This window comes from uncultured Campylobacter sp., assembly GCF_938045595.1.
In the GTDB taxonomy this organism is placed as follows: Bacteria; Campylobacterota; Campylobacteria; order Campylobacterales; family Campylobacteraceae; genus Campylobacter_B.
Window position 1 is genome coordinate 1 of record NZ_CALIBB010000313.1, and the last position, 18645, is coordinate 18645.

The window sequence follows — 18645 nt, forward strand, 5'->3', positions numbered from 1 at the left end:
TGGCAATGTAAGTTTTTTATTCTGTCCAAAAGCGATACCTACGATCTGCAATACGGCCGGCAATATGGCAATATAAAGCTCTTTGAAGACGATAAGTATTGGAAAAAAGCAAAGATCAAAAAAGAGATATTTTCTAAAATTTCGCGCCTATTAAAGCCCGAAAAATCTTGGTCTAACGAAATAGATCTATACGGAAGCGAAAACGGCAACCGCTTAGAGGTACTTTTTGATGCTAATAATATAATAGAGTCCGTTACGTTTCGTATCGATTTTAGATCCGAGTATGAGGCCGTATTAAGGGGCATAATATCATTGTGCGAGAAAAACGGTTTTTACATTATAGACGGCAATTTAAATAATTTAAAATTATCCTTTAATGCTATAAAAGAGACAATCAACAAATCCAAAAACAAAGAATTTTTTACAGAACTTGTTAAAAATAATATAATAGGCGATAAAAGCGACCCGCCTATTATAGAGGTCGTAGACGATTTCAAATTTAAGGACGATTAAAAATGATTGTAAAATGTATAAAAGAAGACGAGCATGAGTATCTGGGATTAAACAGAACCTATTTTGTTCATGGTATCCAATATGAAGAGGGACAGGTTTATTACTGCATATTGCCACTTGAAGATGATAGAGATTGGTATCAATTTGATAGTGAATATTTTCAAGTAATAGATGAAACGGTGCCTACGAATTGGAAATTTGGGATGCATAGGGGATATTTTGGATGTTTTATCATATCTTACGAAGAGCTCATAGCCGATGAAGATCATCATGGAAAGCTTTTTGATGGAGACCCGATAGAGAAGAAAATTTTTAAGAAGAGAAGAGCCGAGATGATCGATGACGTATACAATACCCATATCATCAAAGATCTTAACCGTTTCATATATGATCTAAGCCCTAACCTATCGGTACAGATGAATATTGCAAATAAAGTGCTGGATATAGAGATATCGGACGCAAACACTGAGGCCAAACATCGCAAAATGAATATTTTAAAGGATGACGGATATAGCTGGTATTTGATAGAATCGGACGTAAGCACCTTTAAAGCCAACGCTACTAATGATTATTTAAGACCCGTATTAAAATATCTTAAATTGTGGCTAGGCAGAAAGAATTTTAGATAACCGGGCAGAAAGGTTTAATATGGCGAACGCGACCGATAAAGAAATTTTTATAAAAATTTTAAACGAAGATATCGATGTATGGCGCCCGGTAAAGGCTGTTCAAATCGCGCAATATATTTTTAAAATTACCGATACGACGAAATTTGAATCCGAACTGGATGAAATTTTAGAATTCAAACAGGGCGATATTGTAAAATGCAGAGAAAAAGACGGCGATTTCTATGCTTTTGAGCTATTATAAAAACCCGCCTTATAAATAGCAACGCGCTTATCATATGGCTTGATTTAATCCCATTTTTCGCTATAATGAGCGTCAAATTTCACTCACGGGGATAGCGATGAGCCTTGTTTCTTACGAATTAAAAAAGCAAAAACTAGATGGAATGCGCAATGTGGCGCTTTGGAAGGCGCGTGGCGGTGTAGCAGCGGTAGTACTGGCGCTATTTATTGCTATGCGCAAGGATTTCGGAGATTTCTCGTTCCTATTTTTATTAGTGTTGCTAGCTCTTACTTATCCTGCTTACAAATACCTAGCTGTGCGCATTTCGCGTAAATTTGAAGTGCTCAGCGAAGAGGCCTTTAAGAATGAATTTCTGCTTTGGATCGCAAAGGAGCTGCGTCTTACCTTTCAGCCTTTCGGCGCGTTTTTACTCGATGAAATTTACAAAAATCCGCTCCGTAAAGAGGCAAATCTATGCACTTGCAAGCACGCTATAGTAGGAAAGACGCCCGAATTTGGCATAAAAATCGGCGACATCTGCCTAAGTCGCGATTTCGATAAAAACAGAGAAAATCGAGTATTTGAGCTGGATAAAATTTTGCATCTTAAAAAGAAGGATGATACGGCGATTTTCGACGGGCTTTTTGCAAAATTTGATTTTAGCGAGACTTTTGATAGTAAAATTTTAGTCGTGCCGCGCGGAGAGTTCATCTTCGGCGCATCGGATCTGAAGCTGCTTAAAGACAGCCCGCATCTAAGCGCGTCGTTTGACGTATATCTAAACAATCCCGCTGCCGCCGCATTTTTGCAAAACAAAAAAATTTTAGAAAATATGCAGACGATCACCGTAAATTTATTTGGTAAAACCGAGCTTTATCTGGGCGAGAACAGCCTCGTAATCGGCGTTGAAAATAGCGAAATTTTCAAATCCGCGCCGAGCTCGCAAAGCGCAAAACTGCTCGAAAGCCTAAATAAAATGATCGAGATCGCTAAAATTTTCGCCTATCTCAAAAAGCTCGGGCAGGTAGAGTAGAAATATTTCGATTTAAAATTTAAAGCTTAAAGCGCGATCGCAGCGGGTAGAATAAAATTTACGATAACGGATAAATTTAAAAAGGAGGGGCTGCATTATGGATATAAACGAAATACAAGCTCAAACTCGCAGTATGCGCGCCCTATATGTCGAGGATGATAATGAGGTAAGGCAGCAGACCGCGAAAATTTTAAAACTATTCTTTCATCAAGTTATCGACTGCGGCGACGCCCAGGAAGGTATCGAGAAATTTAAAGCAAGCAAAGCGGGTATTGTTTTTACCGATATCAATATGCCGGGCATTAACGGGCTTGAGATGATAGAGCGGATCAAACAGATCGATCCTTTGGTAAAAACGGTCATCTTTTCAGCCCATGACGAGTCTAAATTTTTCACCAAAGCGATATCCATCGGCGTGGACGGCTATATTCTAAAGCCTTTTACGACAGAGGATCTACTAAGCGTGCTTGAAAAAATCACGCAAAGCATCGAAACGAAACCGGGAAAGTTTATTTATCTAAGCGGCGATTTTGTGTGGGATAAGCAGAGTTTAACCCTATCCAAGGCAGGCGAAATTATCAAACTAACCAAAAACGAAACCTCTTTGTTGCAGCTGCTTTTAAGCTCTAGCGGACGGATCGCAAGCGGTCTTGAGATAGAAAACGAGCTGTTTGAGGACTATGGCGGATATGACGACAAGCGGGTAAGAAATATCATATCCAGATTTCACCGAAAAATCGGCTATAAGCTGATAGAAAACATCTACTCGCAAGGATACAGAATAAAATGGCGATAGTAGACATCAAGAAAAACCATCAGAGATTTGAGACGATATTTTCGAATTCCGGCGTCGGCATCTTCATCGTGGACAAGAAAAGAAATATTATGGAGTGCAACGAGACCTTTTGTAAAATTTTCGGCTACGAATACGACGAGATCATCGGTAAATCCGCGCAAACCATACATCTAAGCGAAGAAAAATACTTGCATTTTGCAGACATCGCCTTTAATAAAGTAAGAAAAAATGAGGCCCTGCAGCTAAACTACGAGCTAAGGCACAAAAGCGGCAAAGGGCTGTGGATTAGAATTTCGGGCGACTCCATATCGGGAAACGACGAGGTGCTTTGGATAGTGGTGGATATCACCAAAAGAGTGATGGCGGAGAAGAAATTAAAGCAAAGCAGGCTAAAGGTCAAACGGCTAAATTTAACGCTCAACCACGAAATCGAGGAGCAGCTAAAGCTCATAAGGCGCCAAGACGAGCAGTTGCAGTATCAATCAAGGCTCGCTCAGATGGGCGAAATTTTAAATATGATAGCGCATCAATGGAGGCAGCCGCTGTCCGCTATCTCGGCTACGGCTTCCTATCTAAGCACCAGCTGCTTGATGGCGGATAAATTTGATAAAACGGCTCTTTTGGAGGAGCTAGGCAAGATCGAGCAGTATTCCAAGCACCTATCCGAAACGATCGACGAGTTTAGAAATTTCTTTAAGCCCGCTAAGATCAAGGAAGTTACGAGCCTGGAGGAGCTTTGCAATATGGCGATAAATATCGCAAAAGCGATACTGCAAAACCAAAAGATTAAAATTTACGCGAAATACGGCTGCAACCAGACTTTGCTCACATATAAAAACGAGGTTTCGCAGGTTATTTTAAACATCATAAAAAATGCGCAGGACGCATTTTTAGAAAGAAATATCGACGATGGGGTTATCGAAATTTCAACCTACATCGAAAAGTCCTATCTTTGCTTAAGCGTAAAAGATAACGCCGGCGGCATCAAAAAGGAGATCGCGGATAAAATTTTCGATCTGTATTTTTCTACCAAAGCCAGTAAAAACGGCACTGGCATCGGGCTATATATGTCAAAGATCATCATCGAAGATCACTGCAAGGGCTCGCTCGTCGTAGAGAGCCTAAAGAACGGCTCAAATTTCATAATCAAACTTCCGAAATGAAACTTTTCTGAGACAATTTAAAATTTAATCCAAATTTACGCTACAAATGAGCTGCACTCTTTTTATATAATTTAATAAAGATTAAATTTTATGTAAGGAGGAAGCGATGAGCGAACCTGAAGAGAAAATTTATCTGGAGGAGCGGAAGCTTGTTAGAAGGTATTCTCCGCTCACATCGGTGCTTGTAAACACTCTGTTTTTGTTTGTAGTGTTTTACGCATCGTGGTGGATCTTTCAAGACCCTAGGGGACTGATGAGGATGTATACTCCATACGTGGGATATATGTGGTGCAGATGGCTGCTCGTAGTCATCATCTGGATCGCGTATATTTTTGATTTTTGGCCTTTTAAAAGAGAGTGGCTCTATACGGCGGGACCAGCGAAAAAGGGCATTATCTTTACCGTGATGGTGTTTTTTACCTTCTTCGTATTCTTAAAGATATTCTTCGAATTTATTTTAGGCGAGCTTGCCATATCGTATTTTAGCCCGCGAAGGCTTGCGGAGCTTGGCATAACCGATTTTTACGCCCTTGAGTATTCGGCTCAGGCCATTTTGATGTTTGCCGCTATCGCATCGTGGTTAAGTCCTTCTTGGGTGGTGGCTGCGGATAATTCGCCGTGGCAGAAGCTAAAGCAGCCCGTTAAAGGCTTTACAGTTTTTATCTGGACCTTTTTGCTAAGTATGATCGTATATTTCGTATTTTTCCACTCGCAAATGGGAATTTTATTCGATCCGTGGCAAAAATACACATCCATTACTCCGCCTTGGTGGCACAACTTCGCCGATACCGTGCACGGAAATTTCAATATCGCATGGATCATGTGCTGTACCGTTATGGTGTGGGTGTATGAAACTATCTGGGAGAGGTATCCTTTTAGCCTTATTAAGACGAACTGGCTTAGAAGGGTGGCGTCGTTTTTCGGCATTATAGCGATGGCGTTTTGCTTTTCGTTCTTCTTTTACTATTTGCAAGAGCTCATCTGGGGCGTGCATATTAGAGGCGACAGGAGGCTCTTCGCGCCCGATTGGCGATGGCTGCACGTAGGCGAGATAGCTATATTTTGGCTGGTGCCGGTGCTATTTATTAAATTTTACTGCAACAACGCGGTCAATAAATTTTCAAAGCCTGTAAATATCCTTCTTAGAACGATCATAAGCATGGTAGCGGCTATCATCCTATACTATGTCTATTATCAGGTCTCTCACTTTTTACTAGGCACCCAAAAGGGCTTTTCGCACCCGCAACAATTCCCTATGATTCCGATGATCTGGTTTATCAATGTAATGCTGATAAATTACTGGTTTATGGACGGCTGGCCGGGCTGGAAGCTTGCCGGCAAGAAAGAGGAAGCGGAGGAAGCAGGCGAGGAAGATGATTTTGGAAATAAAAATTCCATCAAAGGCTTGGTGGTAGGCTTTATCATAGGCGTGATCATCTATGTAGCCGTAGTTTATCTAGCGCCTGTCGTGGGCAATATGCTTACAATTTTTAAATAAAGGATATGAGATGAATGAAGCTAGAAGAGATTTTATAAAAGGCGGCGCAGCGGGCATAGGACTCGGCGCACTTGCATCGATGGGGGTATTTTCATACTCTCCTGCGAGGGAATTTTTTCTTCCGGATGAAGTGCGAAAGATGACCGATTTTGGCGCGATTAAAAGCGTCGAGGTTACTAATATCTCCGAAACGAGCTGGTTTGACAACTCGATGCTGATGGGAGATATTAAAGGCGCAGGCGGACTGCTAGTCAACCAATATCTATTTAACTGGCCGCCGTTCGGTAACGGCAAAGGGCTTGCTAAAGGTAGCTACGAAAAGGGAATTTCACAAATCAAGCATCTTCTACCCGATAAAATAGATGAGGCTTGGGAGGTAACCAAAAAGCTCTCCGTAAATCCCGATAACGCCGGCGGCTACTCCGCTCTCATAGAGATAGAGCGCCTAAACGGCGAAAAGAAAAAATATCTGCTTGATTGCGGCTGGTCATATAAGTGGATGCACGAGTGCTTTAAGCGGGAGGGGATCGATAAGATGCTGCAAAGCGGCGAAATAGACACCCTCATAATGTCGCACGAGCACTATGATCACTTTTGGGCGTTGCCCGTCGTTTTAAAGTATAAGCCCGACATCAGAATAATCATTCACGAAGGCTTTTACCCCGAGGGCAGACAATATATCAAAGATTCAGGCCATAAAGGCGAGCTTGTAGTGTTTAAAAAAGGTAGAAACGAGATCGAGCCCGGAATGTGTACGTTTTGCTACGACTGCCCTATCATTACGAGGGTTTTTGGCGAGCAGTCGATCTTCGTAAACGTTAAAGACAAAGGTCTTGTGAGCATTACGGGATGTTGTCATCAGGGTATTATTACATTCTCTGATTCCGCATACAAAGAGCTAAAATATGACAACGATCAGCTCTACGGGCTTTACGGCGGACTTCATATCTCGCCGTTTGACGACTGGGATCCAAAATATGACGATCTGGTTATCGGGCTTAAAAGATGGAACTATCAAGTCATGGCGTGCAACCACTGCACGGGTCTGTTGACCGTGCAAAAATTCGTCCGCGAGGGCTATCCGATCGTAAAGGGCACGGCTAGATTTAGAACCAAAACGTCCGATTATCTGGGCAACGGCGATAAGGTTAAATTTGGATAGAAGCATGGAATTTCAAGATATTTTCCCTTTGAAATTTAAATACTCGTTTGAGGATTACAGGTCGCTTATGAGATGTATATTGATGAAGTCTCTATACGATAGCGACGTAAAATCCTCAAGTAGGTATCAAGGGATGTATAAAGGGAACTATTTTAACGAATGCTGGAGCATCAAATTTGGCTTTTACAGCGGAATTTACGGCATCGTTTTGCGGGAGGTGAAAGATAGCGCGGGCGTATTTGAGCTTTATTATTTCCCATCCGCAAACGACGAACTGCTAGGTAGCGTCTCGCTTTTTGAAGCCGTTTTGGCTGGGGAGGCGGACTTTTTGGCAAAGGTGCGAAATTTCTCCGCGCACGAGGAGCTTTTAAATAATTTCTGCGTCGCTACGATCTATTTAAAGCCGCAAGAGCGGGGCTTGGCGCTATCTTTTAAAACGAAGCTCAGAGATAGGTCGTACGCAAAGGACGGTGTGCGCGTAGAGGGTAAGCAGATCATAGCAAAAGAGGGGCTCGATAAAAATTTCCCCTGCTTTAGGGTGTCGCTTGCGTTTATGAACTTTTTGCATATCTCGCTTTGCAGAATTTACGAGCCGCGCTATGAGAGCTTTGAAATTTACAAAAAAGCGGCTCGCGGCGTGATCTACGACAAAGACCGTAATTTAGAAAGCAAAGCAGATCCGCTCTGCGGCGAAATTTTTGTAAATTTAATCTACGGCAGCAAGGGCGAGAGCGACGAACGCATTAAATTTGACGATAGATCTTTTAAGAAGCTGTCCGGCTCGGCACCTTTGTTTAAATTCTTGCTACGCTTAGCCAAGGAGGATAAAAAGCAAATTTTTATGCAAGGCGGCGAGCGGCCGAATTTCTTCATCATCACCGGCTATCTGGGCTCGGGCAAGACGAAATTTATCCAAAATTTCATCGAGCACGAGACGGCGCAAAATAGATTTACCGGCATCATCCAAAACGAGATCGGCAAGATCGGCCTAGACGGCGCACTGCTGGACGCCAAATACGCGCTCGTAGAGATCGATGAGGGGTGCGTTTGCTGCTCCATGGCAGGGCAGATCAAGCTTGCGATCTCGCAGCTTAAGCCCAAAAAGCCCGACAGCATCGTGCTTGAAACCACGGGCGTCGCCAATCCTTTCAATATCTTAAGCGAGCTAAACGAGATAAAAGACGCGGTCAATCTATGCGCCATCGTCACCGTCGTGGATGGGGCGAATTTTTTAAAAGAGCGGGGCAGATCAAGAATAATGCTCGAGCAGATCAAGGCCGCCGACGTCATAGTGCTCAATAAAATCGATCTGATCTCGCCCGAGCAGAAGGAGCGGATACGACAAATTTTGATTCAAAACAACCGCTGCGCCGAGATATTCGAGACGGTTGGCGCCGAGCTAAATCCAAACTATCTGCTCTACCGCCAGAGCGACACCTCCTATATGGCGTCCGTCCTGCTCGAGGGCAAGATGGGCGCGACGCACGAAGACGAGGGGATAATCTCGTTTAAAAAAGACCTTCCTGAGGCCATCGATAGGCAAAATTTCATCAAATTTATGAGCGATATACCGGAAAATTTTTACCGCATAAAAGGGCTTGCGAGCTTCAAAGATGATGAGGCGCAATACGTCGTGCAGTTCGTAAACGGTAAATTTGAGATAACGCCTTTTAGCGACCGCAAATGCTGCGATAATTTTTTGGTTTTCATCGGGCGAGGGATAGATAAAAGCGCTTTGGTTTCGGATAAATTTATAAATAATTAATCAAAAATAGACAAGTAAACGCCTTTTAGGGTTTTGATCAAAACTATTGCATAAGCAGCCGACAATTCAAAACAAGAGCAAAATAAGCTGTGACTTTGGATTTATTATTCCCTACAGGTTTGTTAAGATCTTTTTTATAATATCCATAAATATAGTATATTTATCCTTTTTCATATCATTTTTGGAAATATTATTTATGAGCCTGTTTTTAAATTCTTTAATTTTGTTTTTATCCTTTATAATTTTATTTATATTGGCCATACAAGCTTTACTATTATCATGCTCTTTTATATCAAATTTTTCACCTTCTAAATTATTTAATACATATTTATCACTATAAAAATCTTCAATAGTTTTAAATTCTGTACCCGCAATATCATATTCAATCCAATTAGTTTTAAATTCCGGAAATCTTTCCTCAAAGTCTTTTTTCTTATTTTTTGAAGTTTCATCACTATCGGATATTATAAGAAATTTCTTACCAGTTAGCATCATCATAGTAGTTATCATATCAACGTCTTTTATGCCGCCCATATACACTATCCCGCAATTTTTAAAATCATTTGTATTACAAAACATTTTAAAAATTTTATAGTCCATATAGCCTTCAAAAATAATATTTTTTGACTGTATACTTTCAAATATATGACTTCCAATTGCTCTTTTTAAAAGTTCGTCTTCTTGAAATGGTGATTTACCTTGTGGGACTATTTCTGAAATATCATCCTTTCTTTCTATAACCAGGTGTCTTTCTATGCACTCGTTGTCTATCATAAAAGGGGAATGCGTAGAATATATTACAATAGAATTCTCTGAAATTTTTAGCAACTCTTCTTTTAAAAATCTAGCACTGGTTGGATATAAAAAAGCATCTGGTTCATCAAATAAAATTAATCTGTTATCGGCTTCTTGTGTTCTAGATTCAATCGATAACATAAGCAATATTGCTATAAACCTTTTAAAGCCATCACTTCTATCCTCATTAGAATAAAACTCTTTTTCTTTTATTCGTATATCAAACTCTTCGCCATCTTTTCTTATAATAAACTCTATGTTATCTAGGTCGGGCCATATTTTTCTAAATTCTTTTGTAGCCTCTTTAGATATTCTTTCTAGAAAACCATGCAATCCTTTATCTTTTTTACTGGCATTTTCAATATCTTGCTCTATGTCTGTTATATTATTTAGATAAAAAATATTTTTTAGAGGTATACATATGTCCGGATCATTTTTAAAATCTTCACTATTTAAACTTGATGGTAATAGATATTGATCATTGTATTCCCAAAAAATCATATTATTATACAGTTCTTCTATGTTGATAATATAGTTTTCAATGTTCGTGAATATAATATTTTTAAGGTCATTAATTAAAAGTTCATTCCCAATCGAATTTTCTTTGCTAGAAACTGTAATTTGTTTGCTATTTTGTTCGTAATAGACTGATCTTAAAATTTTATATTTCTTATCTAGTGTTTTATAGCTCCAATATTTTAATCTAGGTTCTTCATTATCATCTATTTTTATAGTCAATAAGATTTCATTAAACGATTCTTTTATAAAATTTCTAATATCTAAGTTATTTTGGAATATATTGGTATCTTTTATATTATATTCTTCAAATAACCCTGTTTCTAAGACATTGAAATCGTTCTCTTCTAACTTAAATATCGCACGAATATAATATTTATCATCTGTGGCGTTTTTATTTTGATCTTTGATGCTAACTTCATATTGACCAAATACTGCCGATATAGCCTTTAATATATTACTTTTTCCAGCCTCATTTTTGCCTACTAATATTATACATTTTTTACCATTTCTCTCTTCAATATTTATCGTCATGTCTTTTATTGAACGAAAATTTTTTATTTCAAATCTATCTAGTTTCATATATTAACCCTTTTGCCTTTTACTGACACCCTTCGCACTCGATCGAGCGATCCGCGACGTTGTTTAGCTTCTCGCTATCGGGGCTTTCGGAGCGTAGATAGTAGGTCGATTTTAGCCCGAGCTGCCACGCAAGCGTGTAAATTTCGCTCAGATAGCCGCCGCTTGCCTTATCCAAGCTCATGAAGATATTTAGGCTCTGGCCTTGATCGATCCATTTTTGGCGGATAGCGCCTGCTTTTACGAGCAGGCGCTGATCAAGCTCGTATGCAGGTACGTACGCCTGCCACGTTTTTGGGCTTAAATTCGGTACGACGACCGGGATCATGCCGCTTAGGTTGTGCTCGAACCATTTGCGCTTATACACCGGCTCGATCGTCTGCGTGGTGCCTACGAGTATGCTGATGCTCGATGTCGGCGCGATCGCCATCAGGTAGCCGTTTCGCATGCCGTCGCGCTTTACTTTTTCGCGCAGCCCGTCCCAGTCGCAGCTACTCTGCTCAAAAAGTCCGCCGCGCTTAACGAGCGCTTTGGCGTTTTCGTTCGCTAAATCGATCGGGAAAATTCCTTCGCTCCACTTCGAACCCGCAAAATCGGGGTACCTTCCCTTTTCTACGGCTAAATTTGAGCTTGCCTTGATCGCGTTAAAGCTCACGTTTTCCATTATCCTATCGATCAGCTCGAAGTGCTCGTAGCTGCCCCACTTCACGCCGCGCTCGGCCAGCATCTGCGCTTCGCCCATTACGCCGAGCCCTATCGCGCGCGTTTTTAGATTGGTGTGTTTGACCTTGGCGTGCGGGTAAAAATTTAGATCGATGACGTTGTCGAGCATTCGCACGGCGATCGGCATCACGCGAGCTATCTCCTCGCGGCTATTGATTTTGCTTAAATTTACGCTTGCGAGGTTGCAAACCGCCGTCGCACCCTCGCTGCAGCCCTTTTCTACGATAAAAATTTCTTTGCCGCCCAGCGTGTCCAGCGCGGTGATCTTTTTCGCCTTTTTTACGATGCCCGCGTCGGTTCTTACATCTTCGTTTTCCTCAAACAGCCTCTCGCTGCCGTCAGCGAAAACGACTTTGATTTTGTAGTGGTTCGGCGCCGTGTTTTGAAAGATCTCCGTGCATAAATTTGAGCTTCTGATTAAACCTTGATGCGCGTTTGGATTGATGCGGTTGGCGTTATCTTTGAAGCATAAAAAGGGCATTCCAGTCTCAAAATAGCTCGTTAAAATTTTCTTCCAAAGCTCCTTTGCTAGGATCGTAGATTTTGAAATTTTATCGTCGGCCTCGTACTGCTCGTAGCGCGCTTCAAATTCCGCGCCATATAGATCGCTCAGATCGCTTACTTCTGCGGGATCGAAGAGCGTCCATTTGCCGCCGCTTTGAAGTCTTTTCATAAACAGATCATTTATCCACAGCGCGGGGAAAATTTCATGCGCGCGGCGCCTCTCCTCGCCCGAGTTTTTGCGCAGATCGAGGAAGTCGCTCACGTCCATATGCCACGGCTCGATATACACGGCGATAGCGCCCTTGCGCGTGCCCAGCTGATCGACGGCGACGGCGATGTCGTTTGTGATCTTTAAAAACGGGATGATGCCGCCCGCAGCGTTTTTATGCCCGTCGATGCTGCCGCCCATCGCGCGCACCTTGCACCAGTCCCAGCCGATACCGCCGCCGAATTTGCTCAGTAGCGCCATCTCCTTGTAGCTATCGAAAATTCCTTCGATATTATCGGGCGTGCTTCCCACGTAGCAGCTGCTTAGCTGATGTCGCGTCGTGCGGGCGTTTGAAAGCGTAGGGGTCGCGAGCATGACTTCAAATTTAGATATAAGATCGTAAAATTTCTTCGCCCAGCTCTGGCAGTCAAGCTCGTTTTGCGCGAGGAACATCGCGATCGCCATAAACATCTGCTGCGGAAGCTCGATCGGCGCGCCGCTTTTATCCTTGATGAGGTAGCGATCGTAAAGCGTCTTGATGCCGAGGTAATTAAACTGCAAATCGCGCTGCGGCTGCAGATAAGAATTTAGATCCTCTAGATCGTATTTTTCTTTTAAGCCGAGCATTATGCGACCCGCCGCCTCGCCGCGAGCGAAGTAATCTTGCAGGCTGTTGTAGCCGCTAAAGCCCGTTACTTTGTGATATAGATCGTATAAAAATAACCGCGCGGCGACGAAAGTCCAGTTCGGGCGGTCCACGTCGATCTTTTCGACCGCGGTTTTGATGAGGGTTTGCTGGATCTCCTCCGTGGTGATCATATCGCGAAACTGGATCTTTGCGTCCACCTCAAGCTCGCTAAGGCTTACGTTTTCCAGCCCCTCCACTGCCTCGCTCGTGTATTTTTTGATCTTGCTTACGTCAAGTTCCTCGGTTCTGCCGTTGCGTTTGATTACTTTCATATCGTTCCTTGAAATTTAAAAATGCAAATTTAGCGTTAGTTTCCCAATATAAAATACGTCGTCAAAAGAGGCGGCGTAATAAATGCCGCTCATCTCCGCCGTCTTTTAAATTTACGCTAGCTGCGCTGCAAAACCGCGCATTATAGCCAAAATTGCTTAAGTCTATCTGTCATTATTTTGGCTTATAGATTTAAAATTTAACGAAGCGGACGGAAAAGATGCGGTAAAATTCGAGCGGAATTTTATGGCGCCGCCACGGAATTTTCTAGGTAAAAATTTGCGCGGAGCTTTGCGAAATTCTGCTCCGAAAAAGTAAGAAACAAAAAAGCTTTGCGAACAGGTTTAAAATTTGCCCGCAAAGCTTAAAAATTTAATTGTGCGGTAGCGGGATAGGCTTTCCGTTTAAGATCATAGAGTTGCTTGCCTTATCGAAGCTAAACTCCATCTTAACCCCATCTCCATCAGGTTTAAGAAACTGCGAGCCGTAAACTTCCGCCATCGACGCAAAATCGCGCAAGCTGTCATAAGGCGATAGGAAGTCCGTGATGGTCGTATTTATCGTAGCTTTGCCGTCCAAGCTCATGCGCTTAAAAAGCTGCGTCTCGTCGATGTAGCCGCCTACTAGCGCGCTTGCGTTAAAAGCAAATTTCTTGCCGAGGCTATTTTCAAACGAAAAATCATTCACGTTGATTTTCATATCATCTTTTAGCAGCTTCATAAAAAGCTCTTTATTTTCCGCTAATTTTTCGCCTTCTTGCGGATTTGAGATAACAGACAGATATTTTTCGAAAAGTGCGGCGCTAAAGCTGGTATCGACACCTAAATGGATGTTTCGCACTAGCACGTCGGCGATTTTTAGGCTTTGGGCTTTATCGCTTTCGTTGAAATTTAAAATTCCATCTTTTACGCGGTAGCTACCTTCCGTGCTCATATCCGTAACTACGACGAAGCGCTGCTTATCTACAGTTACGACGAGCTCTTTTGTGCTGCCTGCAAAATCTATGTCATTCAAAAAGAGCTTAGTTATATTATCGTCTAGATCTTGGATACCGTTTTTAAAGTTTGCCTCATAGATAAGATCCTTCACATCAAGACCCGAATCCTTGCCGTCGTCTATAAAAATTTCACCGATTTTAAAGCCCAAGGCTTTTATCGTTTTTCCGCTCATATCGCTCGTGCCGTTTAGGCTAAGGCCTGCAAGACGTCCTATTCCGCCATCTTCGAGCACATTTATATCGGCTAGCTTTGCGCTAAATTTAACCTCTGTAGGTCCGTAGTTTAGATGCGTGCTAAGCGGCGCGTCAGTCTTAAACAGCTTCTTACAAGGCTCCGCGTAATATGGCGTCTTAATCGTTAAAATTCCGTCGCTCTCAAATCCATCCGCAGCGTTTTTTACGCTATGCTTAATAGTGTAGTCGTAGCGAAAAGCAAAATCCTCCGGGAAAATTTTAGCAGGATCTGGCTCGTCCGTATCGTTGCTATCTTGCGCGCCTGCTTTTTCCTTTAGCTTGCTAAAGCCTTCAGCAAGGCTTTTTTGCAGTTTCTCTTTTTTTACTACGCCTTCGATAAAGCCGCTTGAGTTGCTATCTCCAGGATAAAATTTAGCGCTCTTAGTCTCGAAAATTTCGTTTCTAGCGATAAATTCCGCAATCTGCTGCTCAATCGCCGCGCTGGCACTCTTGCCGACCGCACCGTCAACCGTTTTGGTTATGCTATCGTTTACACTTTTAGCTACTCCCGTTTTAGCGTCCTTCGTCGCCACAAAAACGCCCACTATAAGCGCTACGATGAGCACTAAAGCCGCGATGATCTTTTTCATCATCTCTCCTTTAAATTTAAAATTTATTTGGGTGCGTATTTTGCCGTAAATTTCTAAAATTTTCAAATTCTAGCTTAGTGTGCTTTAACCTAAAAGAAGTTATAATCGCAACATTAATATCAAAATTTAGGAAAACTTATGGCAAAACAAACGAAATATATTTTCGTCACCGGCGGAGTGCTGAGCTCGCTGGGTAAGGGCATTGCGGCGGCGTCGATCGCGACGCTTTTAAAGCACGCGGGGCAAAAGGTGCGCATCCTAAAGGCGGATCCTTATATCAACGTCGATCCCGGCACCATGAGCCCGCTGGAGCACGGAGAAGTTTTCGTCACCGACGACGGCGCGGAGACCGATCTGGATTTGGGACATTATGAGAGGTTCTTGGATGAAAATTTAAGCCAAGACAACAACTTTACCACGGGCAAAGTTTACAGCTCTGTCATCGAAAAGGAGCGCAGAGGCGATTATTTGGGCAAGACGATACAAGTGATCCCTCATATCGTAGGCGAGATCGTGCGTCGTATAAAAAAGGCGGGCGAGGGCAACGACGTGCTGATCGTCGAGATCGGCGGCACCGTAGGCGACATCGAGGGGCTACCGTTTTTAGAGGCGATCCGCGCGATGAGAGTGGAGCTGGGTAGAGTAAATACGATGAATATCCACCTCACGCTCGTGCCTTTCATCAAGGTAGCGGGCGAGCTCAAAACCAAGCCCACGCAGCACAGCGTAGGCGAGCTGCGCCGCATCGGTATCAGCCCCGATATGATAATCTGCCGCTCCGAAATGCCGCTAAATCGCGCGCTTAAAGATAAGATCGCGCTAAGCTGCGGCGTGGATAAAAACTGCGTCATCGAAAGCCCCGATAGCGCGAGCATCTATCAGATCCCGCTTGCGTTTTTGAAGCAGGATATTTTAACGCCGATCGCGGAGACTCTAAGCTTAAATAAGCTCGAAGTCGATATGAGCAACTGGGACAGCCTCGTTAAGCGCGTCATCGTGCCTACGAACGAAACCACGATCGCCTTCGTCGGCAAATATATCGATCTGAAAGAAAGCTACAAATCCCTCACCGAAGGGATCATCCACGCGGGCGCGACGCTTGATACGCGGATAAGCTTAAAGTGGGTAGATAGCGAAAAAATTGAAGCTGCAAATGTGGATGAAATTTTCCGCGACGTAAACGGAATTTTGGTAGCAGGCGGCTTCGGCTCGCGCGGGATAGAGGGTAAAATTTTAGCCATAAACTACGCGCGGGTGCATAAGGTGCCATTTTTGGGAATTTGCCTAGGGATGCAGCTTGCGATGGTGGAGTTTGCGCGCAATGTCTTAAAACTGAAAAACGCCAACTCCTCGGAATTTGACCCGCAGACCGAAGATCCGGTGATCTACCTCATCGACAGCTTTATCGACGCAAGCGGCAAAAAGCAGATCCGCACGCACAAATCCCCTATGGGCGGCACTATGCGGCTGGGCGGCTATGACTGCGACGTCAAAAAAGGCTCGCTTTTGAGTAAAATTTACGGCGAGCAAAAAACTATCCGCGAGCGCCACCGCCACCGCTACGAAGCCAATCCGAAGTACCGCGCCGAGTTTGAAAAGCACGGGCTTATCGTCTGCGGCGAGAGCGACGGACTTATCGAAGCGATCGAGCTAAAAAACCATCCGTTTTTTCTGGGCGTGCAGTTTCACCCGGAATTTACCAGCCGTCTAGTGCGCCCAAATCCCGCTATTTTGGGCTTTATCGAAGCATCTATAAAAAATGCTAGGTAAAAATGAGATAAGGGAAATTCTAAAATCGAGATTTGCGAACGATCGGCATACTAAAATTTCTGAAATTCCCTTACCCTGCGATCTGAAAGATACCTATAAGGCGGCTTTGCGCATAAAAACTGCCATCGAAGAAAACCAGCGCATAGCCGTAGTCGGCGATTACGACGTCGACGGTATTGTAAGCACCGTCATAATGAGCGATTTTTTCAATCAAATAGGCGCGGATTACGTTATCAAGATACCAAACCGCTTTACCGACGGATATGGGCTAAACAGCGAGATCATAGGCGAGCTTGAGGACGTGGATCTCATCATCACCGTAGATAACGGCACCTCCGCGACGGAAGCTGCCGAAATTTGCGCTCAAAAGGGGATCGATCTCATCATCACCGATCACCACATGCCCCCGCCCGTGCTGCCGAGAGCTTACGCGATAATCAATCCGAAGCAGCCTGACTGCACCTTCCCAAATATCGAAATTTGCGGCGCGCAGGTGGCCTGGTATCTCGTAGGCGCGCTAAAAGAAACCCTCGGCGTGAACTACGATATGGCAAGCTCTATGGATATCCTCATCATCGCCATAATCGCCGATATGATGGAGCTGCGCGACATGAACCGCGCGCTGCTGCGCTTCGGCATCAAGCGGCTAAATAGCTCAAACCGCGCCTGCTTCAAGGCGATTAAAGAGCATTATTTTAAAAAGCATTTCGAATTCGACGATATTAGCTACACGATCGCGCCGCTAATCAACTGCACGGGGCGGATGGACGATGCTACGATGTCGTATAACTTCCTATGCGCCAAAAATATCAGAGAGGCAAACCACTACCTAGAGACGATAAATTCGATCAACAACTCGCGCAAAGAGGAGGAGAAAAACCTCTACGACGAGATCGTAAAAAGCGTCGATCCGAGCGACAACGTCATCGTCGTGTGGGGTCCGCAGTGGCACGAAGGGATCATCGGCATCGTCGCAAGCCGCCTAAGCAAGACCTACAAAAAGCCCGCGATCGTCTTTAGCGTAAGTGACTCACGCGCCAAAGGAAGCGCGCGCAGCATCGGTAAATTTGATATTTTAGAGCTAATCTCCTCGCAAAGCGAAATTTTAACGACCTTCGGCGGGCACAAGGGCGCTGCGGGCGTGGGGATCGATCCTGCGCTACTTCAGGAGTTTAAGCGGCGCGTAAATGAGCGCATTACGCCTAAGGATCTGAGCGATTTTAGCGCGCAAGACGATCTGCTGGGAGAGCTGGACGCGTCGCAGATAGACTTCGAGCTGCTTGAAATTTTGGAATTTTATGAGCCCTACGGGCAGAAAAATCCGCGCCCGCTCTTTTGTATCAAAGGCGCCCGCGCCCGCAATATCAGAGAGATCGGCAAGGAGGGCAAGCATATCAAAATGGCGCTTGATAAAAACGGCGGCAGCGTCGAGGCGCTGTTTTTCAACTACGACTTTTTGCCGCGCGCGGGCGAGCGGGTCGACGTGATCTTTACGATTAGCAAAAACAACTTCCGCGGCACGATCACGCCCGAGCTAATTATCAAGGAGCTAAGCCCGAGCGAAAGCTAAATTTTAAAATTTAGGCCGACTTGGCGTGCATTTCGCGCATGGCACGGACTTTAAATTTAACGCACGATCTGTGCATTCAAGCGCGCAGTTTTCGGGCTCAGCTCAGTTTGCGCACTCGGCGGGTTTACCCTACTACAGCGCTCGTCTGCTCTAATCGCCCGATATGTATTGCGCGCCCGGCGCATTGCCCTATTACAGCGCCTATCTGCTCGACTAGCTTGGCGCGCATTTGCATGCTCTACGCATATTAAGTGCTCGGCGCGACTTTGAAATCTAACGCGCGAGCTATGGATTTGACTTGCGATGCGAGCTCAAGCGCGCGATTTCTGGGCTCGGCGCGGTGCGCAAACGCGATGCGTTATTTTCAGCTCCCGCACGGTTTGCAAAACAGACGAAATTTTTGGGCGCGGTAAAAGCAAAAT

At 43.9% G+C, this 18645-nt stretch carries 14 protein-coding genes; 11 read left to right on the plus strand and 3 right to left on the minus strand.

Features of this window, described 5'->3' with window-relative positions:
* From Q0340_RS11930 to Q0340_RS11970, 9 genes are all read left to right on the plus strand, one after another.
* A partial coding sequence (locus Q0340_RS11930; protein WP_298083487.1) for a hypothetical protein occupies nt 1-513 on the plus strand: 513 nt, incomplete at its 5' end.
* 203 nt (nt 514-716) lie between these two features.
* On the plus strand, nt 717-1142 hold the full coding sequence (locus Q0340_RS11935) for a hypothetical protein (RefSeq protein WP_298083488.1): 426 nt from the start codon (nt 717-719) through the stop codon (nt 1140-1142).
* A 19-nt stretch (nt 1143-1161) separates the two neighbouring features.
* Nucleotides 1162-1383 carry a hypothetical protein gene (locus Q0340_RS11940; protein ID WP_298083489.1) on the plus strand — a complete coding sequence of 74 codons (222 nt, stop codon included), beginning with the start codon at nt 1162-1164 and terminating at the stop codon, nt 1381-1383.
* Nucleotides 1384-1480: 97 nt separating this feature from the next.
* Nucleotides 1481-2395, plus strand: a complete 915-nt coding sequence (locus tag Q0340_RS11945; protein WP_298083490.1) for a DUF3137 domain-containing protein — start codon at nt 1481-1483, stop codon at nt 2393-2395.
* Nucleotides 2396-2492: 97 nt separating this feature from the next.
* On the plus strand, nt 2493-3191 hold the full coding sequence (locus tag Q0340_RS11950) for a response regulator (RefSeq protein ID WP_298083491.1): 699 nt from the start codon (nt 2493-2495) through the stop codon (nt 3189-3191).
* Nucleotides 3182-4354 carry a PAS domain-containing sensor histidine kinase gene (locus tag Q0340_RS11955; RefSeq protein ID WP_298083492.1) on the plus strand — a complete coding sequence of 391 codons (1173 nt, stop codon included), beginning with the start codon at nt 3182-3184 and terminating at the stop codon, nt 4352-4354. Before Q0340_RS11950 ends, Q0340_RS11955 begins: the two co-directional genes overlap by 10 nt.
* A 106-nt stretch (nt 4355-4460) precedes the next feature.
* Nucleotides 4461-5852, plus strand: coding sequence for a hypothetical protein (locus Q0340_RS11960; RefSeq protein WP_298083493.1), 1392 nt, complete (start codon nt 4461-4463; stop codon nt 5850-5852).
* 10 nt (nt 5853-5862) lie between these two features.
* Complete coding sequence (locus Q0340_RS11965; RefSeq protein WP_298083494.1) at nt 5863-7014, plus strand: MBL fold metallo-hydrolase; 1152 nt, start codon at nt 5863-5865, stop codon at nt 7012-7014.
* On the plus strand, nt 7007-8779 hold the full coding sequence (locus Q0340_RS11970; RefSeq protein ID WP_298083495.1) for a GTP-binding protein: 1773 nt from the start codon (nt 7007-7009) through the stop codon (nt 8777-8779). The genes Q0340_RS11965 and Q0340_RS11970 overlap by 8 nt, the downstream gene beginning before the upstream one ends.
* A gap of 111 nt (nt 8780-8890) precedes the next feature.
* Here Q0340_RS11970 and Q0340_RS11975 read toward each other — a convergent pair whose 3' ends face one another.
* The 3 genes from Q0340_RS11975 to Q0340_RS11985 form a co-directional block, all read right to left on the minus strand.
* Entirely contained in the window at nt 8891-10672 is a 1782-nt protein-coding gene (locus Q0340_RS11975; RefSeq protein ID WP_298083496.1) for an AAA family ATPase, read from the minus strand.
* A 19-nt stretch (nt 10673-10691) separates the two neighbouring features.
* Complete coding sequence (locus tag Q0340_RS11980; RefSeq protein WP_298083497.1) at nt 10692-13064, minus strand: ribonucleoside-diphosphate reductase subunit alpha; 2373 nt, start codon at nt 13062-13064, stop codon at nt 10692-10694.
* Between the two features lie 370 nt (nt 13065-13434).
* Nucleotides 13435-14883, minus strand: coding sequence for a DUF945 family protein (locus tag Q0340_RS11985; protein WP_298083498.1), 1449 nt, complete (start codon nt 14881-14883; stop codon nt 13435-13437).
* A gap of 138 nt (nt 14884-15021) precedes the next feature.
* Here Q0340_RS11985 and Q0340_RS11990 point away from each other — a divergent pair, with 138 nt between their 5' ends.
* Together Q0340_RS11990 and recJ are read left to right on the plus strand one after the other, a co-directional pair.
* Nucleotides 15022-16653 carry a CTP synthase gene (locus Q0340_RS11990; RefSeq protein WP_298083499.1) on the plus strand — a complete coding sequence of 544 codons (1632 nt, stop codon included), beginning with the start codon at nt 15022-15024 and terminating at the stop codon, nt 16651-16653.
* A complete protein-coding gene (gene recJ / locus Q0340_RS11995) occupies nt 16643-18223 on the plus strand; it encodes a single-stranded-DNA-specific exonuclease RecJ (RefSeq protein WP_298083500.1) in 1581 nt (526 codons plus the stop codon). The genes Q0340_RS11990 and recJ overlap by 11 nt, the downstream gene beginning before the upstream one ends.
* Nucleotides 18224-18645 lie beyond the last annotated feature (422 nt).

Excerpts from the sequence above, each read along its gene's own strand:
- Q0340_RS11985 (WP_298083498.1), bottom strand. The coding sequence starts at position 14,883 with ATGAAAAAGATCATCGCGGCTTTAGTGCTCATCGTAGCGCTTATAGTG.
- Q0340_RS11940 (WP_298083489.1), top strand. The coding sequence starts at position 1,162 with ATGGCGAACGCGACCGATAAAGAAATTTTTATAAAAATTTTAAACGAA.
- Q0340_RS11950 (WP_298083491.1), top strand. The coding sequence starts at position 2,493 with ATGGATATAAACGAAATACAAGCTCAAACTCGCAGTATGCGCGCCCTA.
- Q0340_RS11960 (WP_298083493.1), top strand. The coding sequence starts at position 4,461 with ATGAGCGAACCTGAAGAGAAAATTTATCTGGAGGAGCGGAAGCTTGTT.
- Q0340_RS11945 (WP_298083490.1), top strand. The coding sequence starts at position 1,481 with ATGAGCCTTGTTTCTTACGAATTAAAAAAGCAAAAACTAGATGGAATG.
- Q0340_RS11980 (WP_298083497.1), bottom strand. The coding sequence starts at position 13,064 with ATGAAAGTAATCAAACGCAACGGCAGAACCGAGGAACTTGACGTAAGC.
- recJ (WP_298083500.1), top strand. The coding sequence starts at position 16,643 with ATGCTAGGTAAAAATGAGATAAGGGAAATTCTAAAATCGAGATTTGCG.
- Q0340_RS11990 (WP_298083499.1), top strand. The coding sequence starts at position 15,022 with ATGGCAAAACAAACGAAATATATTTTCGTCACCGGCGGAGTGCTGAGC.
- Q0340_RS11935 (WP_298083488.1), top strand. The coding sequence starts at position 717 with ATGCATAGGGGATATTTTGGATGTTTTATCATATCTTACGAAGAGCTC.
- Q0340_RS11955 (WP_298083492.1), top strand. The coding sequence starts at position 3,182 with ATGGCGATAGTAGACATCAAGAAAAACCATCAGAGATTTGAGACGATA.
- Q0340_RS11975 (WP_298083496.1), bottom strand. The coding sequence starts at position 10,672 with ATGAAACTAGATAGATTTGAAATAAAAAATTTTCGTTCAATAAAAGAC.
- Q0340_RS11965 (WP_298083494.1), top strand. The coding sequence starts at position 5,863 with ATGAATGAAGCTAGAAGAGATTTTATAAAAGGCGGCGCAGCGGGCATA.